This is a genomic window from Eubacterium sp. AF36-5BH, assembly GCF_003460505.1.
In the GTDB taxonomy this organism is placed as follows: Bacteria; Bacillota; Clostridia; order Lachnospirales; family Lachnospiraceae; genus Eubacterium_G.
The window spans coordinates 168721-188821 of sequence record NZ_QTVG01000005.1 but is presented as its reverse complement, the minus strand read 5'-3'; the positions used below and the strand labels follow the sequence as shown (position 1 = coordinate 188821).

Here is a 20101-nt window from a genome sequence, read left to right as displayed (position 1 = left end):
CTATCTCACTATTTCTCCCATATAATAAAATCCTTTAGCTTCGTTTAATCTAACATTTACAAGCTGACCAATATCTTCTTTGTTTCCTTCAAAGTGAACAACTGCATTATTACTTAATCTTCCTGTAACGTAGCCAGGAATCTTTTTGTTTACTTCTTCTATTAAAACTTCCTGAACAGTCCCCTGATATTTTTCAGTTTTCTTTTTTGAAATTTCATTAACTACTGCAAGTAATCTGTCAAAACGGTCTTTAATAACATCATCACTTACCTGATTTACCATTTTTGCAGCAGGTGTTCCTGAACGCTTTGAATAAATAAATGTAAATGCTGATTCATATTCAGCCTGTTTTACAACGTCAAGGGTTTCAAGGAAATCTTCTTCTGTTTCTCCCGGAAAACCTACAATTATATCTGTTGAAATCCCAATATCAGGTATTGCTTCTCTAAGTTTTCTTACTAATTCTAAATATTGTTCTTTAGTGTAATGTCTGTTCATTTTTTGAAGCAAAGCTGTGCTACCTGATTGAAGTGGTAAATGCATCTGCTTACAAATCTTTTTAGATTTTGCCATTACTTCAATTAATTCATCTGATAAATCCTTTGGATGTGATGTCATAAAACGGATTCTCTTTAAGCCGTCTATTTTCTCAACCTGCTCTAATAACTGAGCAAATGTAATAGGATTTTCAAGATTTTTTCCATAAGAGTTTACATTCTGACCTAAAAGCATGATTTCTACAACTCCATTGGCAACTAAATCCTTTATTTCGTTAATAATATCTTCAGGATTTCTACTTCTTTCGCGACCTCTTACATAAGGAACAATACAGTAACTGCAAAAATTATCGCAACCATACATAATATTAACGCCTGATTTAAAGTCATACTTTCTAACAGCAGGTAAATCTTCTACAATTTCTGTTGTGCCATCCCAGATATCTTCGATTTTGTGACCGCTTATTAATCTTTCATATAATAATTCAGCTAATAAAAATACATTATGTGTACCAAAAATCAAATCAATAAACTTGTAGCTTTTATTTAATTTTTCGACAACCTGTGGCTCCTGCATCATACAACCGCAAAGGCCGATAATCATATCAGGGTTCTTCTCTTTAATTTTTGAAAGATATCCAAGTCTGCCATAAATTTTTAAATTGGCGTTTTCTCTTACGGTACATGTGTTATATAAAACTAAATCAGCATGCTCATCTTCTGTTTCTTCGTAGCCAATTTCAGTAAGAATACCAAGAAGTTTCTCTGAATCCTTGAAATTCATCTGGCAACCGAATGTACAGACACACGCTGTTAATTTTCTTCCTAAAGCAGCCTCTTTTGCCTTGATTATTTCTTTACATTTATTAATATAATATTGTTGCTTTTCGCCTTCGCTTGTAAAACTCATATAAATCTCCTATTTTATCTTTTTAGTTATTACTTATTATTTCATTTACGGGAACATCATGTAACTCGGTTGGAATTTCATCAAACACCTGAAAATCATACGCTACACCAATTGAATGACAACTGCTATTTCTAAGATATCTGTCGTAAAATCCACCTGCCTGACCTATTCTTTCCCCTTTAGTCGAAAAAACCACTCCGGGAACCAAAATTAAGTCGGCACTAGGTGCAATTTTTGAGTTGCTTGGCTCCGGAATGTTATATAGACCATTTTCAAATTTATCATTTTTGTTTATTGCAGCAAAGTACATTTGTCCGTTTTTATTGACAACTTTAGGGACTGCCACAGTTTTATCTGCCAATAGTGCATCCCTTATAACTAAACTCAAATCAACCTCATTTTGAATTGCCATATAACAATAAATACACTTGCTTTCTTTGTAAAACTGACTGTTAATAATCTTATTACAGATAATATTACTTTTTACCTGTATATCACTTTCAGTCATTTTTAATCTTTTCTGTTTTATTTCTTTTCTTAATCTGCTTTTTTCTTCACTAATATTCATCTTAATGCTTTCTTCTTGGCTCTACTTTTGAAATTGAACCGTCAGGATTCTTGATTCTAACATTATCAAGATTAGCTGACAGATTATTAATGATAGCCATTCTATATTCTGTTCTAAGCTGTTTTTGTTCTTCAATTTCTTCAGGGGTAAGTCCTGTTTCTTTTGATTTATGATATAACTCGTTAATTCTGTTTATTTTTTCCTTGTCCATTTATTTTAAAAATATATATGATGTATTCTTATCTGAGGTAACACATCCTATATACTCTCCTTTCTCCTGTAAAATTACTTTTTTGTTTGGGAACTTGTGGATGCAAACAACCTGAAATTCTTTACCAAACAATGTTTTTTCTGTTGTTGTTGAAATCACTGTATTATTATTTACAAATCTAATATCATATTCTTCTGAATAAGTTGCATCAATTTCGTTGGAAATTAAATTGAAAAATTGAGTTCCTGATGCAGTATTCATTATCATATATGGTATATCTTCTATTACTGTTGCATTTTTTAGAAGATATTCTCCTGAAGTTGTCTTATTAATACATGTATATATTTCTTTTGTTTCAATGTCATAGAAAATAATATTCTCGTCATTACTTTCGTAATTTACTTTCGAATAAATCAAAAAGTTTTCTATGATTTTTGCACTTACAATTGTTGTGTCATAATATGCCTGATCTACAGCATTCATTATTAAATTAGACTGGTCAAGCTGTAAGTCACTTATAAACTGCTGTATGTTTAAAACAAATAATGATTCAACTGCTGCCTCTTCTTTTGTAAGATTCTCATGTCTGTTATTTTCCGCAACAGAATAGCCGGTTTTCATTATACAGCTTTTTTCATTATATGGAAGAATAAATTCAATTCCATTTTTTACTAAATTTTCATCTTTAATGAAAATCTGTTTATTTTTATCAAAATTAAATAAAATAAGTGAATAATCAAAAAACTCTTTTAAAATTCCGTTTTTGCTGATTCTTGGAAGAGCTCTTTGTATTATAAGATTTGACTCATCCAATATAAAAATCTTAATCTGCTTATTGTCAGGATATAAATTAATATTATCCTTCAAAGATATTATTTTGGTATGGGTATGATCTGTAATGTTGTATCTTACAATACTAAACACATATGTACCGTCATGCATGTCAGAATATTCTGTAAAATATAAGTATTCTGATTCATTTTGGCAATTAGTAATATTAAACACATCTACTTTGTCAGAAAATGGCATAACTTCTTTTCTTACATTTTCCTCTAAATAATATAGATAATATCTTACCTTTGGTAAATTAGTAAAAGGACCCTGTTCGTATTCTTTTTCTAAAACAATGTCATCCTTTATATGTAATCCGTTGAAGTATTCTGACTGCGCTAAAAAACGTATATTCATAATGCCTCTCCTTAACTAACAAAATCTATGTATGTTGTTATTTGGTTCTTTTAAAATTAATAAACCCAATAACCTTTCTAATTATTCACATACATCTTTATATAATACTACATATTTGTAAAAAAGTCACTTTAAAACAGCTTATACGAAATATTTGCAAAATATTAAAACAACCTATACGAAATATTTTAGTATCTTACACGCAATAATTTTTTATAATTTCTTCAAAAATTTTCATGCCGTCAATGGCAGCAGATGTAATTCCACCTGCATAACCGGCTCCTTCTCCTGCAGGAATTAGCCCTTTTATATTTGAATTAAAGTTTTCATCACGTGTAATTCTAATTGGTGATGATGTTCTTGTTTCTATAGCTGATAAAACAGCATCATCATCGTTAAAATGTTCTATTCTTTTTCCAAAAGCTTCAATTCCTTCAATTATGGATTCAACAATGAAGTTAGGAAAAATGTTGTTTAAGTTAGATAATGTATACTTACCTTTTATGTTTGGTGTAATTGTACCTAAATCTGTTGTTTTAACATTATTCTTGAAATCTCCATATTTTTGTAATGGAACTAAGCCAGCTCCTTCTTTGTAGGCTTTTCTTTCAAGGGCACGTTGGAAATCAATCCCTGCTAAGGGACTATCTCCATCAAAGTCATTTGGAGTAACTGTAACAACAATTGCACTGTTGGCATTTTCTCCATCTCTTTTGGAGTAACTCATGCCATTAACAACTTTCCCACCTTCTTCTGAAGAAGAATCAACAACAAAGCCACCTGGGCACATACAAAACGAATAAACACCTCTGTTTGCTGTTGTTGTATGGGTAAGTTTATAATTTGCCGCACCTAATCTGTCATCAGGGAAACCATACATACTATTATTAATAGTACTCTGTTTATGTTCTATTCTTACACCTAGCGCAAACGGTTTCTGTGTCATTTCTACACCGTTGTTATATAACATTTCAAATGTGTCTCTTGCACTGTGACCAATTGCCAGAATACAAAGGTTTGTCTCAATTACTTTTTTGCTACTTAAAATAACCCTGCTAAGTTTACCATTTTCACATTCAAAGCCTTCAAACCTTGTATCAAAGTAAAACTTACCACCTTTTTCCTTGATAAAATCTCTCATGTTTTTTACAACATTTTTCAATACATCTGTTCCAATATGTGGCTTGGCTTCATATAGAATCTTTTCGTTTGCACCAAATTTAACAAAAGTTTCAAGAACAAATTTTATTCGGTTTTGTTTATCTTTAATGCCTGTGTTTAATTTACCATCAGAAAAGGTTCCGGCTCCCCCCTCACCAAATTGGACATTGCAGTTTGTATTTAAAACGCCTGTGTTCCAAAAGTCTTCTACGATTTTTGTTCTGTTTTCGACCATACTGCCACGTTCTATAATAATAGGTTTGTAGCCATTAAGTGCAAGAAGATATGCACAAAACATACCTGCTGGTCCAAAGCCAACAACTACAGGTGAAAAGGTGATTCTTTTCGTGCCTGAAATTTCGTATGTATATTCTTTTTCCTTTGTAATTATCTGCACGTCTTTTCTTGTTTTGTTATATTCTTTTACATACAAACCAATAACATATACCTTATGCATTTCCACTTTTTTTCTTGCATCTATGGATAGTTTTATTATTTTCCAACTACTGACTTTATCTTTTGAAAGACCTGCTTTTTTGAGAGCTTTTTTAAATGCTGTTTTTTCATCTTCTGTTATGTCAACTTTTATGTTCGATACCTGTAATAGTTTCATTAGTTACAATTTCCTCCTGCAATAAGTCCTGTACACCAGGCAAAATGAAGATTATAGCCACCGCAGATTCCATCTACATCCAACATTTCACCAACAATATATAAATTAGGTGATAATTTAGATTCCATGGTTTCAGCATTGATTTCGGATGTATCTACACCACCTGCTGTTACCTGGGCGTAATCAAAACCTCTTTTTTTATCAATAATAACGTTATAATTCTTAATAGTATTAATAAGACTTTCAATGTTTTCTGTTGATAAAGCTTTTGCCTTAATTTTCTTTAAACCTGATTTTTCAGCTAAAACTGATGCCAGTTTTTCATTATATAAGCCTTTAAGTATTTTTTCAGTTGCTAAATCTTTGTATATTTTTGAAAATTTAAATATTATTTCTCTTAATTCATTTGTAGAAAAATCAGGTGCAAAATCTATTACCAAATTATCATTTGTTTCTAATGTTCTGCTTATATTAAAAACCGGAATTCCTGATACACCATAATCTGTTATTTGAATTTCACCGGTGTGCTTATAATTTCCCTTTGAAACTGTACCTTTTACCCTTACGCCTGAGCTTTTTGTGAGAATATCTTTTTTTATTACAAGAGCTGTAAGAGCTGGAGAAAGTTTTGTTATAGTGTGCCCAAACTTCATGGCTAATTCATAACCACTTCCATCAGAGCCTGTAACTTCATAACTTTTTCCACCTGTTGCCAAAATCAAATTATCACATTCCAAAGGTATACCTATATCAACAACATATTTCCCATTATTCTGCTGTATACTATTAATATTATTGTTAGTTTTGATTTTAACACCAAGCTCCATGGCATATTCTCTTAAAAATTCACATACGGTCTGCGCCTGCATACTTGAAGGATAAATATAGCCGTTTTTCGACACTGTGCATATACCAATATTTTTAAAAAAACTTCGTATATCATCAGGTGAATAAGCTTCTAATACTTTTTTAATAAAAGAACTGTTGCCATAAAACTTATTCTCATTCATAGCCTCATTAGTAATATTACAACGACCGTTTCCTGTTATAAGTATTTTTTTCCCTACCTGTTTGTTATGTTCAATTACCGTAACACTAGAGCCAGCATTAGCAGCAGCTATCGCTGCCACAAGACCTGATGCTCCTGCACCAATAACAATTGTTTTCATTTATTGTCCTTTCATCAACTGGTGTTTGCCTCGAGAAATTTAAACAGTTCCTCAGAGCTTTCAACATAAATACCATTTATAATTATTTTTCTATCTTTTAAAGACATATTCGATATGTTTATGTCCGTTTCAGCAATTTCTGTTTCTTTATCACTTTTATATACATACAAAATATTATCTTTTGCAATAAGCCAGTAGCCTTCTTTTTTATTTTCATTGTTAGCTTTAACCGCATCAGACTTAATGGCTACATTTTTCAAATCTGAAGTTCCCATTTTGTATCCACATAAATATGAAATACTGAATCCAACAACAAATATAATTAAATAAAAAATATATGCACGTTTATTCATAAATTACCACTCCTTTTATCTGATAAAATATTCCTTTACCTGCATATATTTTTTACAATATTTGTATATTTATACCTTAATTATTTCAATAATCTGAATTTCTTCAAAATTCTTACAATCTGATTTCCCTTGGGAATAGAATACAACTCATCCTCAGTTATTGTCTTAGTAAATACTAAAGAAACAGCATATATTACCACTGCAATAAGTATTGATAAAACTGTCCAAATGAAATTAGATGGTAGAATCATCATTCCAAGTTTGTAAAATACTAAACAGAAGATACCCATTATGGCTGAACAAACAAATGGGCAAACTAAAGTGTAATGTACTTCCTGTTTGTAGCCAAGGTATTTCTTAATGGAAAATGAGTTAAGTACCGCAACTGTCATTGCAAATGTAAAGTCTCCAATTACAACGGCATATATACCAAGTCTGAATACTAATAAAAGTATCAGTAAGAAAATAATGTGTATACCAAGTGATATTGCCGAGTTTCTAATTGGCACATTTAATTTATCTATACCCTGTAATATTGCATTACTGATTGTTGATAAACTAAAAGCTACTACAGTAAAAATACTGAAAATCATAATAATTGATGTGTATTCAACTTTTTCACCAAATAAAAGTGAGTTAATTGGCCCACCTAAAACTGATAATCCCATACCACAAGGAAAAGCAATTAACATTGAGAACTTCTGTGCTAACATAACTTTTCTTTTAACGACTAATTTGTCCTTTGCTATATACGACCTAACTAATGATGGTACAATAGCCGTCGACAGTGAAGAGGCTATTGCTATTGGCATTGTAGTCAAAAGTCTGTAATAGCCTGAATAAACGCCCCATGCAGCACTATTGGTTGTTTCACTTACGTGGAAGATACTTGACATTATATTCTGATATATTGGGTTGTCCAAAAGATTTCCAATATTGTATATTGTTGTACTAAACAAAACCGGAGTAATTGTTAAAAGAATGACTTTGGTAATCTGACCATAGCTGTCCTGGACTCCTGTTCTGTCTTTTTTCATTTTTTTGCGGAAATAATTTCTATTTACATATACTATAAAGAACATAAAAATCAATGCAATTAAAGCACCTGATAATGTTCCTAATGTTCCCCCGGCAGCAGCATAAGAACCTTTTAATACTTTCTGCTCACTGGCAATTTTTGATAAAGTATAACCGTAGGCACCTAATTCATAAGCAGCTATAACACTGACTACGGCATTTACTATCTGCTCAAAAATCTGCGAAACAGCAGTTGGAACCATATTGCCCATACCCTGAAAATAGCCTCTTACTACACCTAAAATACAGGCAATTGTAAGGGTTGGTGCCAATACTCTTAATGCTATTGCTATTGGTGGCTGTTTGTAAACTCCTGCAATGAAATCTGCCCCAAAGAACAAGAATAGTCCAAAGGCAAGTCCTATAAAACCACCATAAAATAATGCTCCCTTAAAAACCTTGTGAGCATTTTTATATTCCTTTTTTTCAAGCTTTTCAGATACTATCTTTGATACGGCTAATGGCATACTTTGTGATGATAACAAAATCAACACATTGTAAAACTCAAAAGCTGTGCCATAATATCCTAAACCAACATCTCCTAAAATTCTGTTTAAAGGTATTCTATAAATTAATCCTATTACACGAACAAGTATACCTGCCATTGCCAAAATACTGCCCTGTATTATAAAACTATCTTTTTTAGACTTACTACTCATTTTTTTATCTTCCATTTTCCTTATGTTATTGTCTTGTTATATTTGGTTGTTTATTTTGAAATTTTAAAATTAGCTTTGTCATCATTTCCCACAACGCATATCCATGTCTTACCTGTGTTTAATGTTATTTCTTTTCCATTCTTATCAAGGTATTTTGTTCTGCCTGTCATTTTTTTATCTTTTGACCAGGTAATTTTTTCGGCTTTGCCATTTGTAATAAACCAGCCACTACCCTTGCCTGTTAGAGTAATATCCAAGCTCTTATTATCAGGATATAATGTATAGTTTACAAACTGAACAATAATGTTAGAACAATGTAACTGCTTCTTGTTCTGATCATCAATATGCTTCTGGTTATATTGATATCTGTAATATTGACCGTCTTTTTTGTTATATACAAAATATGGATGATTTATTCTATAACCAATTTCAACTTTTTTAGCTGTTTTTTTACTGTCTAAAGCAATCTTGCTGCCACTTTTTGCAAAGTTGAAATGAGATGTATATTTTTTCTTGTATGAAGTTCTATATTTAAACTTTTTAATTGCAGAATCAAGTCCTTTTCCTGATGTAAAACAGTTATGAGGGGCAACTCTGTCTGATGTACGATAAAAAGCTGACTCAGCATTTAGTGAACCTACTTTGTCAATTGAACCACTTTTTAAATAATCAAGTGCATATTTTGACTGTCCAAAGTGACTGTAAATAGCATCCCACTCATTTGCAAAGGCACAATAATATATTCTGCAGCTTCTAACCGAACCCATTTTCTTGAGTTTTGAATAATTTTCAAAAATGCCCATAATTCTTGTAATTGAGCCTTCTACCGGTGCTTCATAACATACATCTGCATTATAAAGTCCTGAATGTGGAATTGCGTTAATAATATTGTTATACATTAAAGCAACAGGTCTTTTATTGGCAATAGATTTCTTAACATACTCTCCTGTTAATTTACTAATTACCTTGCCTGCATTTGGATCTGCTGTAGTTGTTTCAGTAACTGTTGTCTGTTCAGGTGTTGTTGTAGGCGTATTTGTCTGCTTTTTGGCACTACCAAACACAACTGCAAGAATAACACCAACTATTATTACTGCAACTAAAATTGTTATAGCTATGATTTTGTTTCTCTTCATAATTACTCCCTTGTTATTCCTAAATTATTTAAAATTTCTTTTTGCTTTTGTTCCATTTCCATTCTTTCCTTATCATCAATATGGTCATAGCCAAATAAATGAAGCATACTATGTGCCACTAAAAAAGCAAACTCTCTTATAACAGAATGATTATACTCTTCTGCCTGAGAAATTACTTTGTCGTAGGAAATCACAATATCTCCTAATGTAAGTTCTCCTGTGTCAGGATCAAATGCATATAAATCATTTTCGAATTTATCAAAATCACCTGGTTTATCATATTCCAGCATTGGAAATGATAAAACATCTGTAGGTCTGTCAATATTTCGTTGACTGTTGTTTATTTCATGTATTTCATCGTTGTCAACTATAGTAACATTCACCTCACATTCGTAGGGGCATTTTACATAATCAATAGCTTCTGATACGACCATATTAATTAAATTTTCGTAATCAATGTCAATATTATTTTTGTATTGATTTTCAATATATATATTCATGTTTTTTCCTTTTTTATTATCTGATTGAATTAAGATTATTAATTAACTCTGTACGAGTCTTTAATTATTTTTTTGCCAATCTTTTTTATTTATCCTTAGTTTTGCCATTTGGTTTATTTTTTAAATATGACGATTTTCTATTTTCATATTCTTCGTATGCCTTGACAATTTTTTGAACTAAAGGATGTCTGACAACATCGTTGTTATCTAAAAAGGCAAAGCCAATATCATCCACTTTCGACAAAACTTTAAGTGCTATATCCAAACCTGATACAACATCTCTTGGTAAATCCTTCTGGGTTCTGTCACCGGTAACTATAACCTTTGAACCGAAACCTATTCTGGTTAAGAACATTTTCATCTGAGCAGGTGTTGTATTTTGAGCTTCGTCAAGTATTATGAAAGCATTATCTAAAGTTCTACCACGCATGTAAGCAAGTGGTGCAACTTCAATAATTCCTTTTTCTGAATTAGAAATAAAACTTTCAGCTCCCATAATTTGATAAAGGGCATCATATAACGGGCGCAAATAGGGATCAACCTTGCTTTGTAAATCTCCTGGCAAAAAGCCTAAATTCTCACCGGCTTCAATGGCAGGTCTTGTTAAAATAATTTTATTTACTTCATTATTTCTTAAGGCTGTAATTGCCATTGCCATTGCCAGATAGGTTTTACCTGTACCGGCAGGCCCCACACCAAAAACTATCATTTTATCTCTTATTAAGTCTACATATTTCTTTTGACCTAATGTTTTGGGTTTAATAGGCTTCCCCATTATTGTTCTGCAAATAATGTTATCATCTAATTCAACTATTGCAGATTCTTTTTCCTCAAAGCTTAAAGACAATGCATAATCAACATTTTGTTCTGTGATTTCATTTCCTCTTTTTGCCAATTCAATTAATTGGTTAAACACGCTTTTCGCTCTTTTGGTGGCCGTTTCACCACCGATTATTTTCAAATCTCCATCTCGTGAAATAATCGTAACATGTAAGGTCTTTTCAATCTTCTTAATATTATAATCAAATTGACCAAATACAGTTTTCTCATATTCTGCAGGAATATCTATAATATTTTCTATTACACTCATTAATTTACCTGTCTGCTGTTGTCTGCTCAACAGATTCCTTTTCTTGTTTTATTTTGTTTAAGGTTGAATCTTTTATGTATTGCACCTTGCCAACGGGTAAAATGCATATAACATCGCCCTTATATTGGTAAAATTCTTTTTTCCGTACTATTCTAACATTTTTTGCTAATATTTTGTAGCCTTTTTGTTCTAATATTGCTAATTTATTGTTTAACTTAGATGATAAAACTTTTTCTGCCTGCTTTTTTGAATAATTTGCAGTTTTTATTGTATAATCTTTGCTTACATATTTGCCAAAGCCTATTGGAAAATAATAATTTTCAAAAAATTTTATTTTTGATTCGCTGTATTCAATATCTTTATTTTTTTTACTTTTAATATGCCATCTGTAGTTTTTTATAAAAGGGATGTAATAGGTTTTAGAGGAATTATATATTTTATATTTATGTTTAACAGGAATTTGGTCATTATAATTAAATTTAATTTTCCCTAAAATATCTCCGTCAGAGCCGGTAATAACCGAGTAAAGCTTTTGACCTGATTCATCTGCAACGTCTGTTACACCCTTAATAAGAATTTGATTTTTATGTACATATTGATTTTTCTTAACTAATGGCGTACCTTTTCTAACCACTATAGATTGGATTTTTCCTGAATATTTGGAAACAATGTTATAAGGACGGCTTTCTTTTTTTGCAATTTCAGTAATATAATTTTCCTTTATGTGAATTATAAGATTAGTGCCTTTTATTTCAGCACATACCCAACTTATGTCATTATAATTTTCTCTGATGTTTTTTTCTATATTTTCGCAATTTACTTTATTTTTCAAAACCCCTTCTGTTACATTAAGGCATCTGACATAATCTAAAATTTCTTTTTGGGTATATGAATAGTTGCCGTTTATTGTTATCTTCCAAATAAATTGAGTGGAAATAACTATAAATAAAATAAAGAATATAGCAAATGTTGCAGCTAATTTAATAAAAAAACTATGAGTAATTTTTTTATACAAGCCAAACTCGTGAACATTTATTATTTTTATATTATTATCTTTCGCTATTCCTGTAACAGTATTAAAATCTGACGAATTAATTGTAAAAGATGCCAGAGAATCATTTCCATTTTGATTGAAAGTTATATCTCTTATTTTTATCTCTTTAGTATTGTTTAAGAATCTGTAAATATGTTTGGAATTTATTGTTATTCTATATAAATGAAATTTCATTTAATACCCCACTTACAACCATAGACTCGCTATTGTAATATTTTATGTTTAACTTTTCGCCTTTTATTAATAAATTATATTTTTTGCACATGACTAATATTTCATTATCTTTTATCTCTTTTAAACATCTATAGTTTTCTACAACAAATTCATTTCTGCCAATAATTTCTATTAACGAATCTTTATGTACAACGTCTCTTGGAAGGTCGTATTTATCATCAACATTAAACATGGCGTTTGCTCCTTTGGAATTAATTAGGCAGTATTAAGCAGATTATTTATATTTATTAGATTATGTTAAAGGTAAAGATTTTATTACATAAAAAAGCCAGGACATAGGTCCTGACTTTTTATAATTAATTATATTTGCGCTTTCTAGCAGCTTCTGATTTCTTCTTACGCTTTACGCTTGGTTTTTCGTAATGTTCTCTTTTACGAATCTCCTGCTGAATACCAGCCTTTGCGCAATTTCTCTTGAATCGACGTAATGCACTGTCGATTGATTCGTTTTCTTTTACGATAACGCTTGACATCTGTTCTTCCCTCCCTTCAGTTATAGATTCCTAAAACTGTAGGTATTTGTGTTAAAACACTTTAAATATTATAACATATTTTTTCAATGCGTCAACCTTATTTTTGAAATAATACAAAATTATAACTGGCTTTCCAAAATCTCTTTTGCCTTTTCAATTGCCATATCAGCACCGGCTGGATTTTTACCACCTGCTTGAGCCATATTTGGACGACCACCGCCGCCACCTCCGACACATTTAGCAATTTCTTTAATCATATTTCCGGCATGAGCTCCCTTTGAAATCGCATCATTATCAGCCATAACAATTACATTGGCTTTGTCATTTGTTGTTGAAACAATAACAACAACTCCGCCACCCATTTTTTCTTTTAACTGATCACCAAGATTTCTTAAACCATTCATATCCACATCTGCTACCTTTGTAGCAAGAAGTTTAACTCCCTTTACTTCCACAACGTTGTCTAATGCGTCTCCAACAGATTCGTTAGCTAATTTTGCTTTTAACTTTTCATTTTCACTTGATAATGATTTGATTTCATCATTTAATGAATGAATCTTCTTTGTTAAATTATGTGCATCACTTTTGGCAGCCTTTGCAGCTTCATTTAATAATTTTTCCATTTCTTCAAAATGCTTAATTAAGCCATTTCCTGTTAAGGCTTCAATTCTTCTAACACCTGCAGAAATACCGGCTTCAGAAATAACCTTTAAGTATGAAATTTCCTTTGTGTTTGAAACATGAGTACCACCACATAATTCAACAGAAAAATCTCCCATAGATACAACTCTAACTGTATCTCCGTATTTTTCTCCAAATAATGCCATAGCACCTGTTTTCTTAGCTTCTTCTAATGTCATTTCTTTTGTGACAACATCTAATCCATTAGCAATCTGTTCATTGACAATAGATTCAACTTTGGCAATTTCTTCTTTTGTCATTGCCTGGAAATGTGTAAAGTCAAATCTTAATCTTTCAGCATCAACATAAGAACCTGCCTGCTCAACATGTTCGCCTAAAACAAGTTTTAATGCCTTCTGTAATAAATGTGTTGCACTATGGTTTTTAGCAATTGCTTCTCTGTTAGCGCTGTAAACTTTAAGAGCTACTTTATCTCCAACCTGAACCATACCTTCTACAACATATCCAACATGTCCAATCATTGAGCCATGAAGCTTAATTGTATCTACAACTTTAAATTTTCCGTTAGCTGTTTCAATAATACCTTTATCACCTGTCTGACCACCCATTGTTGCATAAAATGGAGTCTCATTTACAAGAATTGTGCCATTATCACCTTCAGCTAATGCCTGAACAACTTCTTTTTCTGTTGTTAAAGCTGTAATTTCTGATTCATTTTCCAATTTGTCATATCCAACAAACTTTGATGTTAAATTCTTATCAAGACTTTCGTATACTGTTTCATCTGCACCCATGTAGTTAGTTGTCTTACGGGCATTTCTTGCCTTTTCTCTCTGAACTTCCATAGCTTTTTTGAAACCTTCTTCATCTACGCTAAATCCTTTTTCTTCAAGAATTTCTTTTGTAAGATCAAGTGGGAATCCATAAGTATCATATAACTTAAAGGCATCGTCCCCTGATAAAGTCTTGTTTCCTTCTTCTGAAATTTTTGCTTCCATTTCAGCCAAAATATTAAGACCTGTATCAATTGTTTTGTTAAATTTATTTTCTTCTTCAGTTAATACTTTGAAGATCATATTTTTCTTTTCTTCAAGTTCAGGATAACCATCTTTAGAACTTTCAATTACAGTTTCTGAAAGGTCTGAAAGGAACATTCCATCAATACCTAATAATCTTCCATGTCTTGCAGCACGTCTGATTAATCTTCTTAATACATATCCTCTACCTTCATTTGATGGCATAATACCGTCAGAAATCATAAATGTAGCTGAACGGATATGATCAGTAATGATTCTTATGGAAACATCCCATTTATATTCTTTCTTATATTCTTTTCCTGAAATTTCGCATACTTTATCACGTAAAGCTTTAATAGTATCAACATCAAAAATAGAATCAACATCCTGAACGACTGTTGCAAGTCTTTCAAGTCCCATACCTGTATCTATGTTCTTCTGCTTTAATGTTGTATAATTTCCTTTGCCGTCATTTTCAAACTGAGTAAATACGTTGTTCCAGATTTCAATATATCTGTCACATTCGCAACCTACAGTACAATCTGGTTTACCACAACCATATTTTTCACCACGGTCATAATAAATTTCTGAACAAGGACCACAAGGGCCTGCACCATGTTCCCAGAAGTTATCTTCTTTACCGAATTTGAAAATTCTGTCTTTTGGAATACCCATTTCTTTATTCCAAATATCAAAAGCTTCATCATCTTCTAAATAAACAGAAGGGTATAATCTGTCAGCTTCAAGTCCAACAACTTCTGTTAAAAATTCCCAAGACCAATGAATAGCTTCATGTTTAAAATAATCTCCAAATGAAAAATTACCAAGCATTTCAAAGAATGTACCATGTCTTGCAGTCTTACCAATATTTTCAATATCGCCTGTTCTAATACATTTCTGACATGTCGCCATTCTTGTTCTAGGTGGAACTTCCTGACCTGTAAAATAAGGCTTTAAAGGCGCCATACCTGCATTAATAAGCAATAAACTGTTATCATTATGTGGCACTAATGAATAACTGCTTTTTACTAAATGTCCTTTTGACTCAAAGAAATCAAGGAACATTTGTCTTAATTCATTTAATCCGTATTTCTTCATTGTAAGTTCCTCCTAAACTAATCAGCTTTAATCTGATGGAAAGCTTTTTTACCCTTCTTAATTAAGATAACACCTTCATCATTAAAATCAGTTGTAGTTAATGTTTTATCTATAGCATTTACTTTTTCTCCATTAACAGAAACACTGTTCTGGTTTACTAAAGTTCTTGCTTCACTTCTTGATTTTGCAAGTTTTGTATCTACTAAAATTGTTAAAATATCAATTCCCTGTTCTAATTCAGCCTTTGCATATGTTGTTGTAGGAATATCACCTGAAATTCCTCCTTTAGCAAATATATTCCTAGCTGCATCTAATGCTTTTTTAGCTTCTTCTTCACCATGAACTAACTTAGTTAATTCATAGCCTAAAATTTCTTTTGCCTTATTAAGTTCAGCACCCTGCCATTTTTCCATTTCTTCAATTTCTTCTAATGGAAGGAATGTAAGCATCTTCAAGCATTTAATAACATCTGCATCATCAACGTTTCTCCAATACTGGAAGAATTCGTATGGTGATGTTTTTTCAGGATCAAGCCAAACTGCACCACTAACTGTCTTACCCATCTTCTTACCTTCTGAGTTAAGAAGTAATGTAATTGTCATAGCTGAGGCATCTTTTCCTAATTTACGTCTGATAAGTTCTGTACCACCAAGCATATTACTCCACTGATCATCTCCACCAAACTGAAGATTACAACCATAATCCTGGAATAATTTGTAGAAGTCATAACTCTGCATAATCATGTAGTTGAATTCTAAGAAACTAAGTCCTCTTTCCATTCTCTGTTTGTAACATTCAGCAGTAAGCATTCTGTTTACACTGAAATGTGGTCCAACTTCTCTTAAAACATCAATATAATTTAAATCCATTAACCAGTCTGCATTGTTTACCATTAATGCTTTTCCGTCAGAAAAGTCGATAAATTTGCTCATCTGTTTCTTGAAACATTCAATGTTGTGGTCAATAGTTTCTTTTGTCATCATTTTTCTCATATCAGTCTTTCCTGATGGGTCACCAATCATTGCAGTTCCACCACCTAAAAGAGCTATTGGTTTATTGCCGGCCATTTGAAGTCTCTTCATAAGACATAAAGCCATAAAATGACCTACATGAAGACTGTCTGCTGTTGGATCAAAGCCAATATAGAAAACAGCTTCACCTTTATTTATTAAATCACTAATTAATTTTTCATCAGTAACCTGTGCTATAAGGCCACGCGCTTTCAACTCTTCGTATGTGTTCATAATCTTATCTTCTCCTTCTATAGCATTATTTATGCTCAATCAAATACCAATTTTATCATAGTAGTTAAAATTTTACAATAACCGCTTTTCGTTATTTAAAGCAAAATACAAATAACTCCTTTGCTTTGATCATTTGTTATTTTTTCAACAGTCCCCTGCATTCTGGCTCTTGTATCTTCTGTTAAGTTATCAATTTTATTGCTAATGCCTTCTTCCACTATCTGACCAATTGTTTTTCCGAAAATGTTTGTATCCCAAATATCATTATGTTCTTCATTGGCATTTATAAATTCTATTAAATCCTTCGCCTGCTCTTCGTTACCTATAATTGGAGAAATTTCAGTTAATATATTCGCTTTTACAAAATGAATAGACGGTGCTGTTGCTTTTATTTTTACACCATAATTGCTACCGTTCTTTATTAATTCGGGACTATCTAAAACTATTTCTTCCTTGTCAGGCATAACAATTCCATAGCCTGTTTCCTTCACTTTTGTTATGGCTGAATTCACTTTATCATAACCTGTTTTTTTTGCTGCAAGTTCTTTGATAAATCTTATAAGATGCAACTGATTTTCAATTTTGCTGCCTGTAATTTCTGATAATGTGTCATAATAAGAACTTTCGTCCACAGAAAAATCCATAACAACTTTACCATTGGACAACTCAACCATTGATACAGACATATTTTTTACATAATTTTTGTCAGGACTAAAAATAAGATTTTTTATATCTTTAATTTTAGTAATTTTTTCTAAAATCTGTTTAGAATATTCTATTATGTATTTCATCATATCACTGTCTAAATTGATTATTTCAAGCCATTTTGGAACATTAAATACTATTTCGGTAATTGGAAATTCAAATAATATATTTTCTAAAATATTATTAATGTCATCTTCGTTTAATTTAAGACAGTTTATTGCTATTGTTGATACATCATATTTGCTTTCAATAGTTTTTTTCAATTCCAGACACTCTTTTGATGTAGGCTCCATTGAATTAACAAGAATAATAAAAGGCTTATTAATTTTTTTTAACTCATTAACTGTTTTATCTAATGCCTTGTTGTAGTCTTCAACATTCAAGTCAGTAAAACTTCCGTCACTTGTTATAACTACACCAATTGTTGAGTGTTCTGAAATTACTTTCTCTGTACCAATTTCAGCAGCTTTTGAAAAAGGAATTGACTGTTCAAACCAAGGTGTTTTTACCATTCTTTCAGAATCTTCCTCCATGTGACCTGTAGCCCCATCAACCATAAAGCCAACACAGTCTATTAGTCTAACATTAATATTAGCTTTGTTACCAATATTAATTGTCACCGCTTTATTAGGTATAAATTTAGGCTCTGTTGTCATTATTGTTTTACCGGCTGATGATTGTGGCAGCTCATCCATTGCTCGTTTAACCTCATTTTCATCTTTTATATTTGGCATTACAGCCACATCCATAAAATTCTTAATAAAAGTTGATTTTCCAGTTCTAACAGGTCCCACAACCCCTATGTAAATTTCCCCCTTTGTTCTTTTTTCAATGTCATTATATACATTAAAATCCATAAAAACCTCCCAGTGCATATATTAATACTAAAATATATGGCAATGAGAGGCTTTTTATTACTTTTTACATTAACGGAGAAATTAGTCTTAATAATTTCCCGCATACTTTATACCATAAAGGCCTGTTTCTACATTCTATTAAAGAAACCTTTTTTGATACAGCAAGCATATTTTCATAGTCGGCTTCTATATCATAAATTACATTATTTTTATAAATAAAGCATCCATTTTCAAAATGTAAATATAAACTTCTATAGTCTAAATTAATTGTTCCAACAGTTGCTTTTTCATCATCACTAATAAACATCTTAGCATGAGTAAAACCGGGTGTGTATTCATAAATTTCCACACCGGCTTCGATTAACTCACTGTAATATGTTCTTGCTATACAATAAGCGTATGGTTTGTCAGGTATACCTGGCATGACAATTTTTACATCTACACCACGTTTTGCCGCAAACTTTAACGCAGACATCATAACATTATCCAAAATTAAATATGGTGTAACAATATGAAGATATCTGTTGGCTGTATTAATCATATGTAAATAAACAGATTCACCAACTCTTTCTTTTCCAACCGGCTCATCACCGTAGCCTATTATATAACCATTATCGTCATATATTTTTGGAATTTTTATATCTAAATATCTGTCAAAATTTCCAATTGTCCGCTCTGTTACATTCCACATTTGTAAGAATAAAAGTGTATAGCTTTTTACTGCATCACCTTTTAACATAACCGCAGTATCTTTCCAATAACCGAATTTTTCAACAAGGTTCATATATTCATCTGCCAGATTAATACCACCGGTAAAAGCAACTTTACCGTCAATAACAAGAATCTTTCTATGATCTCTGTTGTTTTGCTCAGTTGTAAAAAAAGGTCTCGCAGGAGCAAAGGTTTTTGACTTTATGCCCATTTGACGTAGTTTCTTATAATAGCCAACCGGTAACTTTGTAAGGGAACAAAGGCCATCATACATTACTCTTACTTCTACGCCTTCTTTTGCCTTTCTTTCAAGAATATTAAGAACTGAGTCCCAGACTTTTCCCTGCTGAATAATAAAATATTCCATAAAAATAAAATCTGTGGCATTCTCCAATTCTTCAATTAAGGCTGTGTACTTTTCCTCTCCACAACTAAAATATGAAACATCAGTATTTTTATAAACAGGACAACCGGTGTAGTCATAAACATACTTTGCAAGCATCGAGACCTGTTTATCCTGTATTTGTAAATCATTGTATATTTGCTGTTCAGGTTGCAAATATCGTTGAGACTTTAAATCAATATGTTCTATTTTTTTTCGAAGTTTTATTGAACCAGGTTGCAATTTAGTGTACAAATACATCAAAACACCAAATCCCGGAACTACAACGATAAAAATAACCCATATCAGTTTCATTGTGGGATCTGATTTATCGCTAACTATATATACAACCGATAAAACCTGCAACAATGTTACAACGTAAGAAACACTTTTATCTAAAACAACGTTGTAGGCAACTGCCCAGAAAAATAAAATCTGAATAATAATCATTAAGCCAAAAATAAAAATTCGACTAAATAAAAATGTGGCAATGCCTTTTTTACCTTTATTTTTTGTCTTATCTAATTTGGTCTTATCCATTAAACTCCCCTTA

Annotated in this window: 18 protein-coding genes; all 18 read right to left on the bottom strand. The window is 31.5% G+C overall.

Going from position 1 to position 20101, the window contains the following annotated elements:
* Entirely contained in the window at positions 1-1407 is a 1407-nt protein-coding gene (gene miaB, locus DW006_RS06695; RefSeq protein ID WP_117999589.1) for a tRNA (N6-isopentenyl adenosine(37)-C2)-methylthiotransferase MiaB, read from the bottom strand.
* A gap of 22 nt (positions 1408-1429) precedes the next feature.
* Complete coding sequence (locus tag DW006_RS06690) at positions 1430-1975, bottom strand: 5-formyltetrahydrofolate cyclo-ligase (RefSeq protein ID WP_117999588.1); 546 nt, start codon at positions 1973-1975, stop codon at positions 1430-1432.
* Between the two features lies 1 nt (position 1976).
* Positions 1977-2186: a DUF896 domain-containing protein gene (locus DW006_RS06685; protein WP_117999587.1), complete on the bottom strand. Its 210-nt coding sequence runs from the start codon at positions 2184-2186 to the stop codon at positions 1977-1979.
* Complete coding sequence (locus tag DW006_RS06680; RefSeq protein ID WP_117999586.1) at positions 2187-3374, bottom strand: hypothetical protein; 1188 nt, start codon at positions 3372-3374, stop codon at positions 2187-2189.
* A 196-nt stretch (positions 3375-3570) separates the two neighbouring features.
* A complete protein-coding gene (locus DW006_RS06675) occupies positions 3571-5148 on the bottom strand; it encodes an FAD-dependent protein (RefSeq protein WP_117999585.1) in 1578 nt (525 codons plus the stop codon).
* On the bottom strand, positions 5148-6317 hold the full coding sequence (locus DW006_RS06670; RefSeq protein WP_117999584.1) for an aminoacetone oxidase family FAD-binding enzyme: 1170 nt from the start codon (positions 6315-6317) through the stop codon (positions 5148-5150). Before DW006_RS06670 ends, DW006_RS06675 begins: the two co-directional genes overlap by 1 nt.
* 14 nt (positions 6318-6331) lie before the next feature.
* Entirely contained in the window at positions 6332-6670 is a 339-nt protein-coding gene (locus DW006_RS06665; RefSeq protein ID WP_117999583.1) for a BofC C-terminal domain-containing protein, read from the bottom strand.
* An 80-nt stretch (positions 6671-6750) separates the two neighbouring features.
* Positions 6751-8406 carry a polysaccharide biosynthesis protein gene (locus tag DW006_RS06660; protein ID WP_158561084.1) on the bottom strand — a complete coding sequence of 552 codons (1656 nt, stop codon included), beginning with the start codon at positions 8404-8406 and terminating at the stop codon, positions 6751-6753.
* Between the two features lie 50 nt (positions 8407-8456).
* Positions 8457-9542 carry a DUF3048 domain-containing protein gene (locus DW006_RS06655; RefSeq protein ID WP_117999581.1) on the bottom strand — a complete coding sequence of 362 codons (1086 nt, stop codon included), beginning with the start codon at positions 9540-9542 and terminating at the stop codon, positions 8457-8459.
* Positions 9543-9544: 2 nt separating this feature from the next.
* Positions 9545-10042: an rRNA maturation RNase YbeY gene (ybeY, locus tag DW006_RS06650; RefSeq protein ID WP_117999580.1), complete on the bottom strand. Its 498-nt coding sequence runs from the start codon at positions 10040-10042 to the stop codon at positions 9545-9547.
* An 85-nt stretch (positions 10043-10127) separates the two neighbouring features.
* Complete coding sequence (locus DW006_RS06645) at positions 10128-11132, bottom strand: PhoH family protein (protein ID WP_117999579.1); 1005 nt, start codon at positions 11130-11132, stop codon at positions 10128-10130.
* A 4-nt stretch (positions 11133-11136) separates the two neighbouring features.
* The gene (locus tag DW006_RS06640) at positions 11137-12360 is read right to left on the bottom strand and encodes a sporulation protein YqfD (protein ID WP_117999578.1); all 1224 of its coding nucleotides are present in this window, start codon (positions 12358-12360) and stop codon (positions 11137-11139) included.
* Positions 12341-12592: a YabP/YqfC family sporulation protein gene (locus tag DW006_RS06635; protein ID WP_117999577.1), complete on the bottom strand. Its 252-nt coding sequence runs from the start codon at positions 12590-12592 to the stop codon at positions 12341-12343. The genes DW006_RS06640 and DW006_RS06635 overlap by 20 nt, the downstream gene beginning before the upstream one ends.
* A 124-nt stretch (positions 12593-12716) precedes the next feature.
* Entirely contained in the window at positions 12717-12893 is a 177-nt protein-coding gene (rpsU, locus tag DW006_RS06630; RefSeq protein ID WP_005362674.1) for a 30S ribosomal protein S21, read from the bottom strand.
* 119 nt (positions 12894-13012) lie between these two features.
* Positions 13013-15649, bottom strand: a complete 2637-nt coding sequence (gene alaS / locus DW006_RS06625) for an alanine--tRNA ligase (protein ID WP_117999576.1) — start codon at positions 15647-15649, stop codon at positions 13013-13015.
* A gap of 17 nt (positions 15650-15666) precedes the next feature.
* The gene (gene tyrS / locus DW006_RS06620) at positions 15667-16893 is read right to left on the bottom strand and encodes a tyrosine--tRNA ligase (protein WP_117999575.1); all 1227 of its coding nucleotides are present in this window, start codon (positions 16891-16893) and stop codon (positions 15667-15669) included.
* Between the two features lie 95 nt (positions 16894-16988).
* Positions 16989-18455, bottom strand: coding sequence for a stage IV sporulation protein A (gene spoIVA / locus DW006_RS06615; protein WP_117999574.1), 1467 nt, complete (start codon positions 18453-18455; stop codon positions 16989-16991).
* A 64-nt stretch (positions 18456-18519) separates the two neighbouring features.
* Positions 18520-20088: a cardiolipin synthase gene (cls, locus tag DW006_RS06610; protein WP_117999573.1), complete on the bottom strand. Its 1569-nt coding sequence runs from the start codon at positions 20086-20088 to the stop codon at positions 18520-18522.
* Positions 20089-20101: the final 13 nt, after the last annotated feature.

Bases quoted from the DNA above. Each gene is read 5' to 3' on its own strand.
- miaB (WP_117999589.1), bottom strand. From the start codon at position 1,407: ATGAGTTTTACAAGCGAAGGCGAAAAGCAACAATATTATATTAATAAA.
- DW006_RS06690 (WP_117999588.1), bottom strand. From the start codon at position 1,975: ATGAATATTAGTGAAGAAAAAAGCAGATTAAGAAAAGAAATAAAACAG.
- DW006_RS06685 (WP_117999587.1), bottom strand. From the start codon at position 2,186: ATGGACAAGGAAAAAATAAACAGAATTAACGAGTTATATCATAAATCA.
- DW006_RS06680 (WP_117999586.1), bottom strand. From the start codon at position 3,374: ATGAATATACGTTTTTTAGCGCAGTCAGAATACTTCAACGGATTACAT.
- DW006_RS06675 (WP_117999585.1), bottom strand. From the start codon at position 5,148: ATGAAACTATTACAGGTATCGAACATAAAAGTTGACATAACAGAAGAT.
- DW006_RS06670 (WP_117999584.1), bottom strand. From the start codon at position 6,317: ATGAAAACAATTGTTATTGGTGCAGGAGCATCAGGTCTTGTGGCAGCG.
- DW006_RS06665 (WP_117999583.1), bottom strand. From the start codon at position 6,670: ATGAATAAACGTGCATATATTTTTTATTTAATTATATTTGTTGTTGGA.
- DW006_RS06660 (WP_158561084.1), bottom strand. From the start codon at position 8,406: ATGAGTAGTAAGTCTAAAAAAGATAGTTTTATAATACAGGGCAGTATT.
- DW006_RS06655 (WP_117999581.1), bottom strand. From the start codon at position 9,542: ATGAAGAGAAACAAAATCATAGCTATAACAATTTTAGTTGCAGTAATA.
- ybeY (WP_117999580.1), bottom strand. From the start codon at position 10,042: ATGAATATATATATTGAAAATCAATACAAAAATAATATTGACATTGAT.
- DW006_RS06645 (WP_117999579.1), bottom strand. From the start codon at position 11,132: ATGAGTGTAATAGAAAATATTATAGATATTCCTGCAGAATATGAGAAA.
- DW006_RS06640 (WP_117999578.1), bottom strand. From the start codon at position 12,360: ATGAAATTTCATTTATATAGAATAACAATAAATTCCAAACATATTTAC.
- DW006_RS06635 (WP_117999577.1), bottom strand. From the start codon at position 12,592: ATGTTTAATGTTGATGATAAATACGACCTTCCAAGAGACGTTGTACAT.
- rpsU (WP_005362674.1), bottom strand. From the start codon at position 12,893: ATGTCAAGCGTTATCGTAAAAGAAAACGAATCAATCGACAGTGCATTA.
- alaS (WP_117999576.1), bottom strand. From the start codon at position 15,649: ATGAAGAAATACGGATTAAATGAATTAAGACAAATGTTCCTTGATTTC.
- tyrS (WP_117999575.1), bottom strand. From the start codon at position 16,893: ATGAACACATACGAAGAGTTGAAAGCGCGTGGCCTTATAGCACAGGTT.
- spoIVA (WP_117999574.1), bottom strand. From the start codon at position 18,455: ATGGATTTTAATGTATATAATGACATTGAAAAAAGAACAAAGGGGGAA.
- cls (WP_117999573.1), bottom strand. From the start codon at position 20,088: ATGGATAAGACCAAATTAGATAAGACAAAAAATAAAGGTAAAAAAGGC.